15 protein-coding genes are annotated in these 17,792 nt (G+C 43.7%); 6 read left to right on the top strand and 9 right to left on the bottom strand.

The window, feature by feature from the left end; genetic code table 11:
• Positions 1-12: 12 nt before the first annotated feature.
• From R7127_RS05435 to sohB, 5 genes are all read right to left on the bottom strand, one after another.
• Positions 13-309: a LapA family protein gene (locus tag R7127_RS05435; RefSeq protein WP_005376663.1), complete on the bottom strand. Its 297-nt coding sequence runs from the start codon at positions 307-309 to the stop codon at positions 13-15.
• Positions 310-578: 269 nt separating this feature from the next.
• Positions 579-860, bottom strand: coding sequence for an integration host factor subunit beta (gene ihfB, locus R7127_RS05430; protein ID WP_005385816.1), 282 nt, complete (start codon positions 858-860; stop codon positions 579-581).
• 213 nt (positions 861-1,073) lie between these two features.
• Complete coding sequence (rpsA, locus tag R7127_RS05425) at positions 1,074-2,744, bottom strand: 30S ribosomal protein S1 (protein WP_005385817.1); 1,671 nt, start codon at positions 2,742-2,744, stop codon at positions 1,074-1,076.
• 110 nt (positions 2,745-2,854) lie between these two features.
• Positions 2,855-3,535 (bottom strand): (d)CMP kinase, encoded by a 681-nt coding sequence (gene cmk, locus R7127_RS05420; RefSeq protein WP_172563546.1) that lies wholly within the window; start codon positions 3,533-3,535, stop codon positions 2,855-2,857.
• A 208-nt stretch (positions 3,536-3,743) separates the two neighbouring features.
• Positions 3,744-4,805: a protease SohB gene (sohB, locus tag R7127_RS05415; protein WP_172563545.1), complete on the bottom strand. Its 1,062-nt coding sequence runs from the start codon at positions 4,803-4,805 to the stop codon at positions 3,744-3,746.
• Positions 4,806-5,059: 254 nt separating this feature from the next.
• Here sohB and R7127_RS05410 point away from each other — a divergent pair, with 254 nt between their 5' ends.
• From R7127_RS05410 to R7127_RS05395, 4 genes are all read left to right on the top strand, one after another.
• On the top strand, positions 5,060-5,806 hold the full coding sequence (locus tag R7127_RS05410; protein WP_005372980.1) for a YciK family oxidoreductase: 747 nt from the start codon (positions 5,060-5,062) through the stop codon (positions 5,804-5,806).
• A gap of 129 nt (positions 5,807-5,935) precedes the next feature.
• Positions 5,936-6,628, top strand: a complete 693-nt coding sequence (gene imuA / locus R7127_RS05405; RefSeq protein WP_033905734.1) for a translesion DNA synthesis-associated protein ImuA — start codon at positions 5,936-5,938, stop codon at positions 6,626-6,628.
• A 4-nt stretch (positions 6,629-6,632) separates the two neighbouring features.
• Entirely contained in the window at positions 6,633-8,036 is a 1,404-nt protein-coding gene (locus R7127_RS05400) for a Y-family DNA polymerase (protein ID WP_172563544.1), read from the top strand.
• A gap of 27 nt (positions 8,037-8,063) precedes the next feature.
• Positions 8,064-11,138 carry an error-prone DNA polymerase gene (locus R7127_RS05395; RefSeq protein ID WP_172563543.1) on the top strand — a complete coding sequence of 1,025 codons (3,075 nt, stop codon included), beginning with the start codon at positions 8,064-8,066 and terminating at the stop codon, positions 11,136-11,138.
• A 72-nt stretch (positions 11,139-11,210) separates the two neighbouring features.
• Here the strand turns inward: R7127_RS05395 and R7127_RS05390 are convergent, their stop codons facing one another.
• Together R7127_RS05390 and R7127_RS05385 are read right to left on the bottom strand one after the other, a co-directional pair.
• Positions 11,211-12,164: a chemotaxis protein CheV gene (locus tag R7127_RS05390; protein ID WP_005372976.1), complete on the bottom strand. Its 954-nt coding sequence runs from the start codon at positions 12,162-12,164 to the stop codon at positions 11,211-11,213.
• Positions 12,165-12,527: 363 nt separating this feature from the next.
• Entirely contained in the window at positions 12,528-13,745 is a 1,218-nt protein-coding gene (locus R7127_RS05385; RefSeq protein WP_005372973.1) for an ROK family protein, read from the bottom strand.
• A gap of 410 nt (positions 13,746-14,155) precedes the next feature.
• Between R7127_RS05385 and pyk the strand changes: the two genes are divergently transcribed.
• Positions 14,156-15,598, top strand: coding sequence for a pyruvate kinase (pyk, locus tag R7127_RS05380; protein ID WP_005372972.1), 1,443 nt, complete (start codon positions 14,156-14,158; stop codon positions 15,596-15,598).
• Between the two features lie 108 nt (positions 15,599-15,706).
• Here the strand turns inward: pyk and R7127_RS05375 are convergent, their stop codons facing one another.
• Positions 15,707-16,858 carry a patatin family protein gene (locus R7127_RS05375; RefSeq protein ID WP_005372971.1) on the bottom strand — a complete coding sequence of 384 codons (1,152 nt, stop codon included), beginning with the start codon at positions 16,856-16,858 and terminating at the stop codon, positions 15,707-15,709.
• 44 nt (positions 16,859-16,902) lie between these two features.
• The gene (locus tag R7127_RS05370) at positions 16,903-16,995 is read right to left on the bottom strand and encodes a YnhF family membrane protein (RefSeq protein ID WP_005372970.1); all 93 of its coding nucleotides are present in this window, start codon (positions 16,993-16,995) and stop codon (positions 16,903-16,905) included.
• A gap of 127 nt (positions 16,996-17,122) precedes the next feature.
• Between R7127_RS05370 and R7127_RS05365 the strand changes: the two genes are divergently transcribed.
• A complete protein-coding gene (locus R7127_RS05365; protein WP_318148303.1) occupies positions 17,123-17,713 on the top strand; it encodes an outer membrane protein in 591 nt (196 codons plus the stop codon).
• The last annotated feature ends 79 nt before the right edge of the window (positions 17,714-17,792 follow it).

Here is a 17,792-nt window from a genome sequence, read left to right as displayed (position 1 = left end):
TAAGCCTTATCCTTATGCCTGTTTTTCAATGGCTGGCTTATCAGCAGCGTTGTTTGATTCAGTTGGTTCGTACTTTTTCAGTTTTTTCTTTAAACGACGGACCTGTAGCTGAGTTTTCAGTTGGATGCTACCAAAGATAACCCACGCTAAAGCAAAGCCAACCACAAATACTACACCTAATAGCGTAGATAAGTGGAACTCTCCTTTTGCTAGAAGATAGTTAAAAGTCACGAGCTCTTGGTTTTGGGAACCTAACGCCAATGCAATTAAAAAGAGAGCTAAAACAGCAACGATTTTTATAATTTTCATGTTACATCACCCTTCTAGGAGTAAGTCGGTAAGATTATGCAGGAAAATGCTTCTTCAGACTACGTATATTAGCAATAATCTATACCCAAGTAACCTCAAGATGCTTAGTTTGTAGACATGCTTAGAAGTTAAAGTTATTTGGGTATAGAAAACAGCTGAATCCACAATTAGATTAGTAAACGATCTTGGATGTATGACTAACTTGGATACATTACAAAAAAGCGGCATACACAAACGTATGCCGCTTTTTTCAAACTAATAAGAGTGCATTAACCAATATTTACACGCTCACGAAGTTCTTTACCAGGTTTGAAATGTGGAACGTATTTACCTTCCAATTCCACTTTATCGCCCGTTTTAGGGTTACGACCTACGCGAGGCTCGCGGTAATGAAGAGAAAAACTACCAAAGCCACGGATCTCGATACGGTCACCGCTCTCTAGTGTAGAGGCCATGTGCTCTAAAATATCTTTTACAGCATCCTCTACCTCTTTCGCTGATAAGTGTGTTTGCTCAGCGCAGAGTCTTTCAATCAGTTCAGACTTAGTCATAGTTGCCCTCTTTGAGTATCTTTATCACTTATTATAGTAAGTAATACTAATTCCAACAAACACTTGCTGACAATTCTAGACAAATTTTATGCAAAATGCGCAATGAAGAAATGCCTTTTATTAAGATAGTTTACTGTCATTAGTATTACTACTTAAATATGACCAAATATAAAAAAGGAGCCTTGCGGCTCCTTTTTTGCTTAAGCGAGTATATTATTCGCCTTTAGCAGCTTTGAAAGCGTCAGCCATTGCGTTACCGAATGCATTGTCATCTTGCTTGTTGATAGATGCCATTGCTTCTTGCTCGTCAGCTTCGTCTTTAGCTTTGATAGATAGGTTGATTACGCGGTTCTTACGGTCTACACCAGTGAACTTCGCTTCAACAACATCACCAGCGCTTAGGATTAGAGAAGCATCTTCTACGCGATCGCGTGATACTTCAGAAGCACGGATGTAACCTTCAACGCCTTCTGCGATTTCAACAGTAGCGCCTTTAGCGTCAACAGCAGTTACAGTAGCGTTAACTAGAACACCTTTCTTGTTGTCAGCAACGTAAGCATTGAATGGGTCATTTTCCATTTGCTTGATGCCTAGAGAGATGCGCTCACGCTCAGCGTCTACTGCTAGAACAACTGCAGAGATCTCGTCGCCTTTCTTGTACTCACGTACAGCTTCTTCGCCAGCAACATTCCAAGAAATGTCAGATAGGTGAACTAGACCGTCGATGCCGCCTTCTAGACCGATGAAGATACCGAAGTCAGTGATAGACTTGATCTTACCAGTAACTTTGTCGCCTTTAGCTTGTGCTTCAGCGAATGACTGCCATGGGTTAGCTTTACACTGTTTCAGACCTAGAGAGATACGACGACGTTCTTCGTCGATTTCAAGAACCATAACCTCAACTTCGTCGCCAACATTAACAACTTTAGAAGGGTGGATGTTCTTGTTAGTCCAATCCATTTCTGAAACGTGAACTAGACCTTCAACGCCTTCTTCGATTTCAACGAAGCAGCCGTAGTCAGTTAGGTTAGTTACGCGACCAGTTAGTTTGTGACCTTCTGGGTAACGCTTAGCGATTGCTACCCATGGATCTTCGCCTAGTTGCTTAAGACCTAGTGATACGCGAGTACGCTCACGGTCGAACTTAAGAACTTTAACTTGGATCTCGTCACCAACGTTAACGATTTCAGATGGGTGCTTAACGCGCTTCCAAGCCATATCAGTGATATGTAGAAGACCGTCAACGCCACCTAGGTCAACGAACGCACCGTAGTCAGTAAGGTTCTTAACGATACCTTTAACTTCAGAACCTTCTTGTAGAGTTTCTAGAAGCTCGTCACGCTCAACGCTGTTCTCTGATTCGATAACTGCACGACGTGAAACAACTACGTTGTTACGTTTTTGGTCAAGTTTGATAACTTTGAACTCTAGCTCTTTGTTTTCTAGGTGAGCAGTGTCGCGGATTGGACGTACGTCTACTAGAGAGCCAGGAAGGAAAGCACGGATACCGTTTAGTTCAACAGTGAAACCGCCTTTAACTTTACCGTTGATGATACCAACAACAGTTTCAGCTTCTTCGTAAGCTTTCTCAAGTACGATCCAAGCTTCGTGACGCTTAGCTTTCTCACGAGAAAGTTGAGTTTCACCGAAACCATCTTCAACAGCGTCTAGAGCTACGTCTACTTCAGCGCCAACTTCTACTTCAAGTTCGCCAGCAGCGTTCTTGAACTGTTCAGCAGGGATAGCAGATTCAGACTTAAGACCAGCGTCAACAAGAACGAAACCGTTCTCGATAGCTACTACAGTACCTTTAACGATGCTGCCTTGTTGGAATTCTGTTTCGTTTAGAAACTCTTCAAAGAGTTGAGCAAAAGATTCAGTCATTTAATTAATCTTCAATAAATTAAACTTCCACGGGTATCCTACCGCATGGGGTTATTAAATTCGCCAGTCATCATCCTTGCGACCAACGCTCTTAGCCTAGTCGAGTATTATTACTCAGCTAGCTTCGATTCGATATATTGTAGTGCCTTTTCTACTACTTCGTCGATACTCATCAACGTAGAATCTAGCACAAGCGCATCCTCAGCAGGGCGTAATGGCGCCACTGGGCGGTTACGATCTCGGTCGTCACGCTCTTGGATCTCGCTTAAAAGGTCAGCAAATCTAACATCTAACCCTTTCTCTTGCAACTGTTTAAGGCGTCGATTTGCACGCTCTTCAGCACTCGCATCAAGGAAGATTTTTGCTTGCGCACTCGGGAATACAATTGTGCCCATATCACGACCATCAGCAACCAGACCCGGAGCGGTCTCAAATGCACGCTGACGACGTAGTAATGCTTCACGAACACGTGGCAAAGCCGCAACTTTAGATGCTGCCATACCCGTTTCTTCTTTACGAAGCTCCCCTGACACGTCTTCGCCTTCTAGAATGACCTTAACTAAGTCACCTTCCGCGATAAATTGAACGTCTAGGTGGGTTGCTAGTGGGACAAGAGCATCTTCTGACTCGGTGTCGACACCGTGGTGAATCGCAGCGAGTGCAAGTACACGATAAATTGCGCCAGAATCTAAGAGTTGGAAACCCAACTTTTTCGCCAGCAACATACATAAAGTGCCTTTACCTGCACCACTAGGTCCATCTACGGTTACAACCGGAGTTTGAGAGGACATGTTCTTCTCCACCAATAGTTTCTTTTCAGCAATTTGCTCGGTTTTCGAGGCGCACATTATACGGGTAATCAGTCTTTGGAGCGAGGAAAAATGTCGTGTAAAGCATTACACCTAATGCGTAATTGGATTCATCAATAAACATAAAGTTCAACAAAAACGGCGAGAGCTTCCGCCCTCGCCGTTTTAAATGTCATGAACTTAAGCTCGATTAAACAATCGGCTTTTGACCACGCTCAGCTAACTTTAAAATCACACTATCAGCGACTTTACCCGCCACACCTGCTAGCTTGTCGGCCAGTTTTTTCTTTTGTATATAATGCACAGAAAGTACAGTTTTATCTTTGCATGCCGCAACAACGATATCATCAGATGTACTAATGTCATCCACCAAACCAAGCTCTTTCGCTTGTGTACCGAACCAGTGCTCACCAGTGGCTACTTTGTCTAGGTCCAAACTAGGGCGACGCTCACGAATGAAGTCTTTAAACAAGACATGTGTTTCTTCAAGTTCTTGCTTAAACTTATCGCGCGCTTTATCGGTATTCTCACCGAACATCGTTAGCGTGCGTTTATATTCACCCGCTGTTAGTTGTTCGTACTCAATGTCATGTTTCTTCAACAGTTTGTTGAAGTTAGGAATTTGTGCGATAACGCCAATAGACCCCACAATTGCAAATGGTGCAGAAACAATCTTATCTGCTACACATGCCATCATGTAACCGCCACTTGCCGCAACTTTGTCAACAGAGATGGTCAGAGGAAGACCCGCAGCTTTGATTCGGTCCAGTTGAGAAGAGGCAAGGCCGTAACCATGAACCATACCACCGCCAGACTCTAAGCGAAGTAACACTTCATCACCTTCACGTGCGACAGCCAAAATAGCGGTGATTTCTTCACGTAGAGACGCGACTTCTTTTGCGTCTATGCTACCGTTGAAATCAAGAACAAATAGGTGTGGTTCACGCTTGCTATCTAATGAACCGTCTTTGCTCGCTTGTTTGATTTCTTTCTCGCGAGATTTGTTCTTCTCTTTTTCTTCTTTCTTGACGGCTTTATCTCGAGCCTTGATGAAAGCATCGTCATGCAAATGATGCTCTAACTGCTCAACAGATTGTTTGTGTTGCTCTGAAAGGTTGGTAATCTCTAACTCCCCTTTCGCCGCACCCGATTTGCCACCAGCCGATTTTGCAATAATGAGCAGAACAATTATCGCAGCAACCACCGTGATAATTTTGGCCAGAAACAGACCATAATCTAATAAAAATTCCAACGAGAGCTCCTTTATCTCATTTCAGATGACGTTAGTATGTTACGCAGAAACATCAGCGAGAAGGCAGCGCGGTTTGTAACCACTTGTTCTGATTGATAGCATACCTAACGAAAGTTCTGGAATTGGTATAACACATGAATTGGTGTATTGTAACCATCTTGTCACGATTACCAAGATTTTCCATTGAGAAACAGGCGTTTTTTAGCGTCAATTAACTATCATGGACCCTCTTACAATAATAAGGATTTATCGCCGTGAACTACTCCGTTTCAGCTGATGCTCTAAAAGGTAAAGTCATTCTTGTTACTGGCGCTGGTAATGGCATCGGCCGTCAAGCCGCGCTTTCTTATGCCGAGCACGGTGCAACTGTTATTCTCTTGGGTAGAAATGTGCAAAACCTTGAATCTATCTATGATGAGATTGAAGCTGCTGGCTATCCACAAGCAGCTATCATTCCATTGGATCTCAAGGGCGCAACTCAGCAGAATTACATTGATATGGCAGAGACAATCGAAGGACAGTTTGGTCGCTTGGATGGTCTATTACACAACGCAGGTGTCTTGAGTTCGCTGTGTCCATTTGATCAAATCAAAGAGGAAGACTTCGACGATATCATGCAGATCAACGTGAAAGCCGAAGTGCTAATGACTCAAGCACTACTGCCTGTGATGCGTAAATCAGAAGCTGGGCGTATTATCTTTACCTCTTCAACCGTCGGCCACTCTGGCCGCGCATTCTGGGGGCCATACGCTATCTCTAAATTTGCCGTAGAAGGCATGATGCAAGTTTTGGCTGACGAGCTGAGTGATACACCGATCCGCGTTAACGCAATTAACCCTGGTGCCACTCGTACTCGCATGCGTGAAAAAGCATATCCGGGTGAAGATGCGAATACTCTCAAAACGCCACTGGATATCATGCCGCTATATTTGCACTTAATGGATCCTGCGGTTACCGATGTGAACGGTCAGTGCATCGACGCTCAACCGAAGCGTAAATAACTCATTCAGGTTACCTCACATAATCGATTGAAAAGGCAGCAAACGCTGCCTTTTTTCATTTCTCTCTTCATAAAAATCTTGCGACTTTCTCCCACAGAAATATACTGTATATATATACAGGTGTTTATTATGCAAGATATTATTCAGAACTTAAAAAGCCAACACCTTGTTTGGCAAGCAAATTTAACGAAAGCAGATCCTCAGCAGTTGCAGACTAGTTCCGGTTTTTCTGAATTAGATGATTTGCTCGGCGGAGGCTTTCCACCTCATGGCGTAGTGGAGATGGAATCTATTGGTAGTATTGGTGAATTGCGTTTGCTCGCTCCCTATTTAAAAGCCACTCAGACCAATGGTATGACCGCATTTATTCAACCACCTGCGCTAGTGAATTCTCTGTTTTTACACTACATCGGGTTGGATATAAACCAAGTGTGGGTCGTTACTCCAACTCACCCCAAAGACGCTCTTTGGGCTGCAGAGCAATGTCTGAAAAGTGGGGTATGCAGTAATGTTTTGTTATGGCAAGAAGAGCTTGAAATACATCAAGTGAAACGCTTACAGGTAGCAAGTGAACAAGGGAGTTGCCCTCTCTTTATGCTTAAAACAGATACTATCAACCGCTTGTCTTTGCCTGTGTCACTCAGTTTAAAACTGAAAGGCGACGAGCAAGGGATTCATGTTGAAGTGCTGAAAAGGAAAGGAGGCTGGAATAGAGGTAGCGTTAGTATCGGATTCCAACACCATTACCCGCAACTGGTGAAACCATCATCTGAAACTGTGCACTCGACTGTGGTCAATTTCCCACTGGCGAACCAAGGTTAGTGATATGGCTCTGTGGATTTACTTGCACTTCCCTCGCCTACAGCTAGACGCACTCTTTGGTGATAACCAAGAACAACCCGTGGTGATTGTCGAAAGCCAACGTTGCCAGATTATTCAATACAACGAGATTGCCGAACAACAAGGCATTAAGCCAGGTATGGGCCTAGGCAGTGCTGCGTCCTTGTGTCGAGATTTACAAGTGCATCCTTATCATCCACAAACCGAATTAAATAAATTACAAGAGGTAGCTCAGTGGTTGTATTTGATCACATCTGACGTTGTGTTGATGCCAAACCAAGGTATTTTACTGCGTGCTACTCCAATGCTCGCTCTGTATGAAGGGCTTGAAAACTATTGGAATAAAGTCAGAGCTCACTTATCGGAGCTGAAACTGAGTTTTCAATTCGGATGTGGTTTTTCGCCTTTTGCTGCCAAATTGATGGCAATATCAGGAGCGAACGTCATCAGTGAAGACAAATCTGCCATACAAAAAGCTTTATCACCACTACCGTTAAAACTGACAGATTTATCAAACGCTACCGTAGAGAAGTTACAACGTGTAGGCGTCACCACATTGCAAAACCTGCTTGAACTGCCATTGCAAGACATCGCACGACGCTTTGATATCGATTTGGTGAACTACGTTGGTCGACTGACTGGGCAGTTTAAACACCCTGTCGACTTTTATCACCCTACCGAATCCTTCCAAGTTTATTTAGAGCTCTTGTTTGAGATCGAAAACGTTCAGTGGATTGAAAAGCCGTTGGCCAAATTACTTCGTCAACTCGAAACCTTTCTTAAATTAAGAGATAAGGTCGCTTTTGAACTGTGTTTAACACTCCACCAGCGTGAGAAACAAGAGCAACACCTTCAACTCACTTCTGCGCAAGGTGATTACCTATGTCAGCGTTGGCAACAGTTAGCGAGTTTGAGCTTAGAGTCACTCTCGCTTAATGGCCCAGTCACAGGGCTAACGTTAAAAGTCATCCGTCAAGGTGAGCCTCTTAGTGCATCACGCGATCTCTTTGCTGGGCAGAAAGGAAACATGAATGCTTTAGAGCTGCTCTCTTTACTGCAAGCTAAATTGGGGAAAAGTGCCGTTTTAAAACCCAATATTGCTTGCGATCCTAGACCAGAAAAGGCCAGTCAGTATCGCCCTGCTGATGCTCCGGATGAAAAGGGGCACGCCATACCTTCCATACTACGCCCCGCAATGCAATTACCCACTCCCATTGTATTGCAAGAACAAGTTTCTTTGGTCCACGGACCTGAGCGAATAGTTTCTGGGTGGTGGGATGGTGATGAGATCATGCGTGATTACTACATTGCACACACCAAGCAAGGCCGCTGGTTATGGATATTTCGTGATCAGCACAAGCACTGGTTTCTTCATGGCTATTTTTGTTAAATCGACAGTTATTTTTGTTGGATCATTATGAGTTACGCGGAACTATTTTGTCAGTCTAACTTTTCTTTTTTGACTGGGGCTTCTCATGCAGAAGAGCTGGTACTCCAAGCTGCTTTCTATCGCTATCAAGCTCTAGCCATAACGGATGAATGTTCAGTCGCGGGCGTTGTCAAAGCCCATGCGACCATCGAACAACATAAACTCGATATCAAACAAATCGTTGGAAGTATGTTTTGGTTAAATGATGAATGCCAAATCGTACTGCTTTGCCCTTGTCGCAAGGCTTATGCCGAGTTGTGTCGTATCATCACAAACGCAAGGAGACGCAGTGAAAAAGGCAACTATCAACTGTTCGAATGGGATTTGATGTCGGTTCGATATTGTTTGGTATTGTGGCTGCCCACACATCAAGAGAGTGATCACTATTGGGGGCGCTGGCTCAATCAACACCACGCTAATCGTTTGTGGGTAGCGATTCAGCGCCATTTGAGTAACAACGATACTGAGTACATTGCGCACTGCGAGCAGTTAGCACATGAATTTCAATTACCTATAACTGCCTGCGGAGGCGTTCTCATGCATGATGTTGAACGCTTGCCATTACAGCATGTACTTACTGCTATAAAGCATGGGTGTAGCGTCGATAAACTCGGTTTTGACCGTATTTCGAATACTGAGCGAGCGCTTCGTCCTTTTAAAAAGTTGATTCGGATTTACAAACCAGAATGGCTGGAAGAAAGTACTTACATCGCCGATTTATGCGAGTTTAAGCTCTCCGATTTAAAATACGAATATCCTACCGAGCTGATCCCAGATGGTTATACACCCGACTCTTACTTACGTATGTTGGTCGAACGTGGTAAAAAGCTGCGTTTTCCTGAAGGCGTGCCAGCAGAAGTCAATCAAACCATCGAGAATGAACTGGCGCTTATTCAAGAGCTGAAATACCACTACTACTTCCTTACTATTCACGACATCGTAATGTTCGCGAAACAGCAAGGCATTCTTTACCAAGGGCGAGGTTCCGCTGCAAACTCTGTGGTGTGTTATTGCCTGGAAATTACCGCCGTCGATCCTCGACAAATCGCTGTCTTATTCGAACGATTTATCAGTAAAGAACGTAAGGAACCGCCGGATATTGATGTGGACTTTGAACACGAGCGCCGTGAAGAAGTTATCCAGTATATTTACAAAAAATATGGTCGTGAGCGTGCAGCACTTGCTGCAACAGTGATCAGCTATCGCTTTAAAAGTGCCGTGCGTGAAGTCGGTAAAGCACTAGGGATTGAAGAGACCCAATTAGATTTTTTCATTAAGAACGTTAATCGCCGAGATCGCAGCCAAGGCTGGCAAGCTCAAATTATTGAACTTGGCTTACAACCAGAATCTCTCAAAGGGCAGCAGTTTATCCAATTGGTCAACGAGATCATTGGCTTCCCACGCCATTTATCTCAGCACGTAGGTGGCTTTGTAATTTCATCTGGCCCTTTATATGAGTTGGTACCTGTTGAAAATGCCTCGATGGAAGATCGCACTATCATTCAATGGGATAAAGACGATTTAGAAAGCTTGAAGCTACTAAAAGTCGATGTACTCGCACTCGGCATGTTAAACGCCATCAAAAAGTGCTTTCAACTGGTCGAGAAACATCACCAGCGATCCCTCTCGATTTCCGAGATCACTCGCCGACAAGATGATCCACACGTGTACCGCATGATCCAAAAAGCTGACACTATAGGCGTATTCCAAATTGAATCTCGTGCACAAATGAGCATGCTTCCTCGCCTAAAGCCTGCTTGTTATTACGACTTAGTGATTCAAATTGCAATTGTTCGTCCAGGCCCTATTCAGGGTGATATGGTGCATCCTTTTTTAAAACGACGAGATCACAAAGAGCCTGTCAGTTATCCATCGGAAGAAGTAAAAAGCGTTCTTGAGCGGACTATGGGCGTCCCTATTTTCCAAGAGCAAGTCATCAAGCTAGCCATGGTAGCCGCAGGGTTTAGCGGCGGCGAGGCCGATCAACTCCGTCGAGCGATGGCATCATGGAAAAAGAATGGCGATCTCGCTAAATTCAGACCAAAACTGATCAATGGTATGCAAGAGAGAGGTTATGACTTAGCGTTTGCTGAGCGCATTTTCGATCAGATTTGCGGCTTTGGTGAGTACGGCTTCCCTGAAAGTCATTCAGCGTCTTTCGCAGTGCTGGCATATTGTTCTGCATGGTTAAAATATTATTACCCAGCCGAATTTTACACTGCATTGTTGAACAGCCAACCAATGGGATTTTATAGCCCGTCGCAATTAGTACAAGATGCTCGCCGACATGGCGTCGAAGTATTGCCGGTGTGCGTCAATCATTCAAAATATCAACATCATCTCGTCTCACGTCCGAATGGCAGGCTCGGCGTGCAACTTGGTTTTCGCTTGGTGAAAGGCTTTAACGCAGAAAGCGCACAAAGGCTTATTGAGCGCAAACCACTTAATGGTTACCGATCGATTCAAGAAGTAAAGCAGATATTAAGAAGCCGAAGTGACATTGAATTATTGGCTTCAGCCAATGCATTTCAAGCCTTATCGGGAAATCGTTATAACGCTCGCTGGGCAGCAATGGATTCCTTATCTGACCTACCATTGTTTCACAAGGTCGAAGAACCCAATGTTAGCTACCAGACTCAACCCTCTGAATATGAAAATTTAATTGAGGATTACGCAAGCACGGGACTATCTCTTAGCCGCCATCCAATTAAATTATTAGAAGAAACGGGCAAACTCCCTCACTTTACCCGCATGAGGCAACTGACAGAGAAACCGCATAAGTCACTGGTCACAGTGGTAGGTGTGGTAACAGGAAGACAATCTCCAGGCACCGCCGCTGGCGTGACATTTTTTACGTTAGAAGATGACACGGGCAACATTAATGTGGTCGTTTGGCAAGCGACAGCACGAGCCCAAAAGCAAGCGTATTTAGGCGCTAAAGTATTAATGGTGAAAGGCATTCTTGAAAAAGAGGGAGAAGTCACACACGTTATTGCTGGCAAGTTGATGGATTGCACGCACTACTTGAACAATCTACAAAGTAAATCTCGGGATTTCCATTAGTACAGAGGAATTAAGGAGAGAAATGTTAAAAATCAGAGAGAGGTGCGCTCCCTCTGATTTCACTAGATCTAATCATGCACTTTTAGAAAGCATCTGGCGTAATCGGTCTTGAGCAACTTCAACCAGCAGATCCGGTTGGAATTTAGATATAAAGCGATCACAGCCTACTTTTTGTACCATGGCTTCATTAAAACTACCGCTCAGAGAAGTGTTCAATGTGATAAACAACTTAGACATACGTGGATCTTGGCGCACTTCATGGGTCAGTTTATAACCGTCCATTTCAGGCATTTCAGCATCCGTAATCATCATCAACAGCTCTTTTTCTACATCTTTACCTTCATCACACCAACGTTTTAAAACCGTTAACGCTTCTAGCCCGTCACGGCACTCGATGATATTCATACCCAATTGAGAAAGCGTATCGCGAACTTGATTACGAGCTGTAGAGGAATCATCCACAATCAGAACATTACGCCCGACCATTGCTTGGGCCAATTCTTGATCGAGAATGTCCTCCGAGATAGTCACGTCGTAATGTACGATCTCTGCTAAAACTTTTTCAACGTCAATAATTTCGACAATTTGAGAGGCATCCCCCTCTTTGATTTGCGTGATAGCCGTGAGGTAATTCGAGCGACCAGACGTGGAAGGAGGCGGCTGAATTTCAGTCCATGCCGTATTAATAATGTTTTTAACCGGACCGACTAAGAAGCCCTGCACCGTGCGGTTGTACTCTGTCACGATCAAATTTTCTTCTTCCGCTTCACCACGTAAAGCAGGAAAACCAATTGCGCCTCGTAAATCAATCACTGGTACCGCTTCACCTCGTAGAGAAGCAACCCCACGAATATTGTAGTGCGATCCAGGGAGCTTGGTTAACGGTGGAAGCTTGATGACCTCTTTCACTTTGAACACATTAATCGCAAATAATTGGCGACTATTTAAAGTGAACAGCAGAAGCTCTAGTCGATTTTCACCAACCAAGTTTGTACGCTGGTCAACCGTATTTAACACTCCGGACATACTACTACCTAAATTATGGATAATTCTTATTTTACTCGAAATCAGTACAGACACAGCAAGGTTATATAACCAAATAACCTTAAAATATTTGGCTTTTCGAGCACAGCTTTAAAGTACAACAGTTTTAGCGTATTACTTCTCTTTGCATCAGACGCAAAGTCACGCAGCACATTGAAAGCCATTTTGTTTATTTACTTGAGCTTTTTAGGAAATTACATGAATGGCGCAGATATAGCAATGCAACATAACTCAAATTCCCATTCTAGTAATAGGCGATCAAAAAGGGTGAGCCGTTAAGTCTCACCCTAAATCACCTACAAATGTAGTCTCAACAGCCAGGCACATCATCATGTTAAAAAGTACTTAACCTTCCACAACCTTCATCAATAGTTGACCATCGTACAACGCTTGCTTAATCAACGCGGCACCAGGCATTGTGGCTTGCTTATAGAAACGAGACTCCACCAGCTCAAGATCTTGGTGATAAACAGGTAAACTCTGCTCTTCGATACAGCGACGAACCGCAGGATAAAGCACATCTTTTGCTTGGTTAATCACACCACCGATCAAGATTTTCTCAGGGTTAAATAAGTTGATCACAATAGCAATTGCAGAGCCTAAGTAGCCTCCAAGTTTTTCAATCACATCGACGGCCAAAGGATCACCGTTTGCAGCGGCTTCACAAATGCTCTCAATACTCATTTCTTCTTGTTTAGCAAGAATAGAGTCTTCGCCATCAGCGATTCGTCTTACGACTTCTTCACGAATTGCCTGAGAACTGGCAACGGTTTCCAAACAGCCAATATTGCCGCAATGACAACGTTTTCCATTTGGGTCAATTTGAATATGCCCGAGTTCACCAATGTTACCGTGACGGCCTTGCAAAACGCGCCCATCCAGAATGATGCCCGCACCTAAACCGTGGTGGATAGAGATAAGAACGGAGTTGTCATTATCTTGAGAATGACCAAAAAGCTTTTCTGCTAATGCCCAAGCTCGCGTGTCATTGGCAATGAAAACTGGCAAGCCTGTTGCTTTGTATATCTCTGGTCCAAGAGCAAGATTTTCGACATTGTAATGAGGCATCTGCAAAACGACACCTTGCTCTGAGTTCACGAGACCAGGCAGCGTAAGGGCAATACTGGTAACCCGATCCAGTTGATCCGCGTAAGTCTGAAAAAATTCATCAATTTCGTAAAGCAGGCGCTCAAGCACATCGTCTTGATCAAGCTCGTGTATCTCGATTTTAGTATCGATCAGTACATCACCGCCTAACTCATGCAAAGCAATGGTTAAATAACCCCGCCCCAAACGCATTGACAAAAATTGCCAGCCTTCATTATTGACCTGCAAACCGACAGCAGGTCGACCACGACTCGTCGCTTCTTGTACTGTCGTTTCATGAATCAAGTGCGCTTCAATTAATTCTCGAGTGATTTTGGTGATACTAGCAGGAGCAAGCTCACTCTGCTTGGACAAATCAATTCGAGAAATAGGACCTTTTAGGTCAATTAGTTTATATACACGACCAGCATTGACCTGTTTGATATGATCAATATGGCCCGGTTGAGCCATGTACATCTTGCACTCCGAAATTCTATAACGGGACAATTTTTTTACTTTGCGAACTAATTGTGAAGTGAATTAATAAATCCCCGTGACAAGCATCACGTATAAACCTGTTTGTTTGTGTATTCAATCAAATAACGAAGAATCTACTCCTGTTAAATTGTTTGAAAAATAACTTATTTTTATTCACTAAATTATGAAGTAGTGCCTTTAAAGCAGCGCATTTTTATCAATAAGGCCATTGCCTGTCGAATATCTGTCTGTTTTACCGGGGTTACTCTTAATGTAAACATTCTGTGCATATACTTATATTCAAGTAGCTTTAAGGTGTGGGCTCAGCAACGAGGCTAACCTTGAGAGCGATTGCGTAAAGTAAGGATAGAGTTCAAGTTACCTTTACACACACATTCATCGGAGAATCTATGACTTCCAAATTAAGACGAACAAAAATTGTCACTACGCTGGGTCCTTCAACGGATAAGGACAATATACTTGAGGAGATCATCAAAGCCGGTGCAAACGTTGTCCGTATGAATTTTTCACATGGAACCAGTGAAGACCACATTCAACGTGCGAACAAAGTCCGTACCATTGCAGCAAGACTTGGGCGTCAGGTTGCTATTCTTGGTGACTTACAAGGCCCTAAAATCCGTGTATCAACGTTTAAAGACGGCCAAGTCATTTTGAATGTGGGCGATAAATTCACATTAGATAGTGATTTACCAAAAGGTGAAGGCAATCAAGAATCTGTAGGGTTAGATTATAAAGAACTACCGCAAGATGTTTCACCAAATGACATTTTATTACTCGATGATGGACGCGTTCAGCTGCAAGTTACCAAAGTAGAGGGTAATAAAGTGCATACCCGTGTGATTGTCGGTGGTCCACTGTCCAACAATAAAGGGATCAACAAAAAAGGCGGCGGATTGTCAGCCGATGCGCTCACAGAGAAAGATAAAGCCGACATTCTTACCGCCGCAGCAATTCAAGTAGACTACCTTGCTATTTCATTCCCGCGTAACGGCGAAGACATGCATTACGCTCGACGCTTAGCCAGAGATGCAGGCCTTGAAGCCATGTTAGTGGCTAAAGTCGAACGAGCAGAAACCGTCGCGACCAATGAGTCTATTGACGACATTATTCTCGCATCCGATGTAGTGATGGTTGCACGTGGTGACCTTGGTGTAGAAATCGGTGACCCTGAGCTCATAGGTGTCCAGAAAAAACTGATTCGCCGCGCACGCAGTTTAAACCGTATCGTGATTACTGCGACACAAATGATGGAGTCCATGATTACTAGCCCAATGCCAACGCGTGCTGAAGTGATGGATGTGGCCAATGCGGTTCTAGACGGCACTGACGCGGTGATGCTTTCTGGAGAGACCGCTGCAGGTAAATATCCTGTAGAAACGGTCAAATCCATGGCCGAAGTATGTGTGGGGGCAGAAAAAATGTCGGAGGCAAGTCTATCAACCTATCGCTTAGATAGAACCTTCGAAACCGCTGAAGAAACCATCGCAATGGCAACCATGTACTCTGCGAATCACATGGAAGGAATTAAAGCGATGATCTCGTTAACTGAGTCCGGCAGGACTGCGTTGATGATGTCTCGCTTAAGCTCTGGCTTGCCAATATTTGCCTTATCACGGAATGAATCGACACTAAATCGAGCAGCATTATACCGAGGCGTGACACCTGTATATTTCGAGTCAAAAAGTGATGCGGGTTTACCAACGGCTCAAGCAGCTATTACTAGCCTTAAAGAGCAAGGGTTCTTGCACAAAGGTGATTTAGTCATTATTACTCAAGGCGATGTAATGGATGTTGTTGGCTCAACCAACTGCATGCGCATTCTACAAGCGTAATAGTTATACCTAACCGGAGTTAACCACAAGAACCCGCAAATAAGGCTCCGAAAATGGAGCCTTATTTATATGCTTTGTATATTGCGCACATCGTGAACGTAAGAAGGTTTATGCACTCTCTCTACCATCAATTTCAACATCCAGCTGGTCATAGAGTTGAACTAGGTTAAACCCAGCTTGAAGCCCAAGTTGATAGTCATGCTCTAGTGACTCTTGGTCACTTAACAAAGAAGAAGAACGAAGTCCCTCTTTAGGCGCAACTTGTAAAATAAAAGTGTCGTCAGGTGGAGCAGATATAAAGGCCTGAGTGAGCTCAAATGTTTGATAATGAATCATCAGCATGTCGGCTAAACCTGAATCAAAATTCTCACCAATCAGATGACTTAAACGATACAAGTTATCGGCACCGAACAACCAACGACCTCCATTTAACAGCATTTTCCCTGCAAGCTTCGATTGATGTGCTGCATTAATTTTTTGTTGGAAGAACGACGCCCAATCCAGCTTCCACTGATTCACTTTTTGCTGCCATGATTGCTGTACTGAGTTGATAGACTCTCGATACCATTCGACAGGCACATCCCCCACTTCACTTTGGGCTCTCGCTTCAATCTCTGAAAACGGCTCTGTGCGAATGACAATAATGTTGCGAGCATTCTGACGCCACGCTTCTTGAACAGGGATAGAGGCAGACACGCCGCCATCAACAAACTTATTGCCATTTACGTCGACAGGTCCGTGGTACAACTTGGGAATCGCACATGTCGCTAGCATAGTGTTAAACCACGAGTCATCCAAGATTGGTAGATATTGATCTGATAGCGTCTCTATATTCGTTACCGCAGCAAACGCTCCTCGTTTTCCCAGTGCACTACGACCTAAATCAAGGTCAAGCTTGTATGGGAAATCTTGAATCCGTTCTAATGCCCACTCTAAACCTAAGTACTGCTGCTTTCGGATATAGCGAAACAGATTAAAAAATTCAGGAGACGTTGTCAGCTCGGTAATAAAAGCTTTGCCCATGCCATGTTGACGACACAAGTAAGAACATAAGTTAAGTGCTCCGGCAGAGGTGCCATAGAATTCATCGAAAGGATCGAAGTTGGAAAGTAAAAAGGCGTCTAAAACGCCAGCGGTAAAAATCCCTCTCTGCCCTCCACCTTGCGTGACTAAAGCAGTTTTACCATGCCTAAAGTGCTCATAAACTTTTACATCAAGCTCTGCATGGCTTTCTGTGATTATACCGCTGTTACGTATCATAGGCTCACGCCATTTTGTTAAAACGTTTGGTAAAAGTGGTTATCTTAAGCTGTTGTAATAGCAATGATGCCAAATGACAAAAGCACTGCAAAAACAGTCACCACAATGATTAATGCGGATTTTAGATCGTGTTCCATAAACACCTCCTTAATATGTAACAAATTAATAACACCGGTGTGAAATATGTTCAAGATTTGCTTAATTTAGTCGCGCAATTTTGACTAACCCATCACAATTAGCTTAGTCATAATAAGGAGATAGGGCATGAACCAAAGACTCAGCTGGCTAGTAGGAATCATGATGATGAGTACTGCTATCAATGCACAAGCGAATATCATCGTTACACCATACATAGGCTATACAGGAGGCGGCCAAGTAGAGGATGAAAGTGGTAATACATACGATCTCGACCCCGCAGTGAACTACGCTCTTTCAGTCGAGACTCCCTTAGAAAAAGGAAGGATCGGATTGTTTTACTCCAATCAATCGACGGAACTTGAAAAGCTGTCCAACTCAGCAGATATCCATTATCTGCACTTCCAAAGCAGCATGTACTATCCTGTCGCAGAAAATTGGCAAACCTATATCGGTGTAGGTTTGGGCGCTTCTTATGCCGATGTGGATTGGGTAGACAAAAAATACGGATTTTCGGCTAGCGCTTTTGCAGGGCTGGAATATGAATTTTCAAAGAACTTTGCATTAACAGCCCAACTGAGATGGTTAGGAACGGTCGTTGATAACGATACATCTGGCGCCTGTAATCTACCTAATGACGGCTCAAACTGTATCATTAAGTTCGATACTGATTGGATGAACCAATTCCAATCAAATGTCGGTTTTAGTTTCCGCTTCTAATTTTTATGCATGTTCCTCTGTAGGGCTCGTCACAAAGAACGCTGAACGAGTCCTGCACAGAGCCGATAAAGGACATCGT

This window comes from Vibrio sp. 1159 (assembly GCF_033340395.1).
Classification (GTDB): Bacteria; Pseudomonadota; Gammaproteobacteria; order Enterobacterales; family Vibrionaceae; genus Vibrio; species Vibrio alginolyticus.
Note: the sequence above shows the minus strand (reverse complement) of the source record. Positions and strands in the feature narration are given on the sequence as shown.

Excerpts from the sequence above, each read along its gene's own strand:
- rpsA (WP_005385817.1), bottom strand. The coding sequence starts at position 2,744 with ATGACTGAATCTTTTGCTCAACTCTTTGAAGAGTTTCTAAACGAAACA.
- R7127_RS05400 (WP_172563544.1), top strand. The coding sequence starts at position 6,633 with ATGGCTCTGTGGATTTACTTGCACTTCCCTCGCCTACAGCTAGACGCA.
- pyk (WP_005372972.1), top strand. The coding sequence starts at position 14,156 with ATGACTTCCAAATTAAGACGAACAAAAATTGTCACTACGCTGGGTCCT.
- R7127_RS05385 (WP_005372973.1), bottom strand. The coding sequence starts at position 13,745 with ATGTACATGGCTCAACCGGGCCATATTGATCATATCAAACAGGTCAAT.
- R7127_RS05390 (WP_005372976.1), bottom strand. The coding sequence starts at position 12,164 with ATGTCCGGAGTGTTAAATACGGTTGACCAGCGTACAAACTTGGTTGGT.
- R7127_RS05370 (WP_005372970.1), bottom strand. The coding sequence starts at position 16,995 with ATGGAACACGATCTAAAATCCGCATTAATCATTGTGGTGACTGTTTTT.
- R7127_RS05375 (WP_005372971.1), bottom strand. The coding sequence starts at position 16,858 with ATGATACGTAACAGCGGTATAATCACAGAAAGCCATGCAGAGCTTGAT.
- ihfB (WP_005385816.1), bottom strand. The coding sequence starts at position 860 with ATGACTAAGTCTGAACTGATTGAAAGACTCTGCGCTGAGCAAACACAC.
- R7127_RS05395 (WP_172563543.1), top strand. The coding sequence starts at position 8,064 with ATGAGTTACGCGGAACTATTTTGTCAGTCTAACTTTTCTTTTTTGACT.
- cmk (WP_172563546.1), bottom strand. The coding sequence starts at position 3,535 with ATGTCCTCTCAAACTCCGGTTGTAACCGTAGATGGACCTAGTGGTGCA.
- R7127_RS05365 (WP_318148303.1), top strand. The coding sequence starts at position 17,123 with ATGAACCAAAGACTCAGCTGGCTAGTAGGAATCATGATGATGAGTACT.
- imuA (WP_033905734.1), top strand. The coding sequence starts at position 5,936 with ATGCAAGATATTATTCAGAACTTAAAAAGCCAACACCTTGTTTGGCAA.
- R7127_RS05435 (WP_005376663.1), bottom strand. The coding sequence starts at position 309 with ATGAAAATTATAAAAATCGTTGCTGTTTTAGCTCTCTTTTTAATTGCA.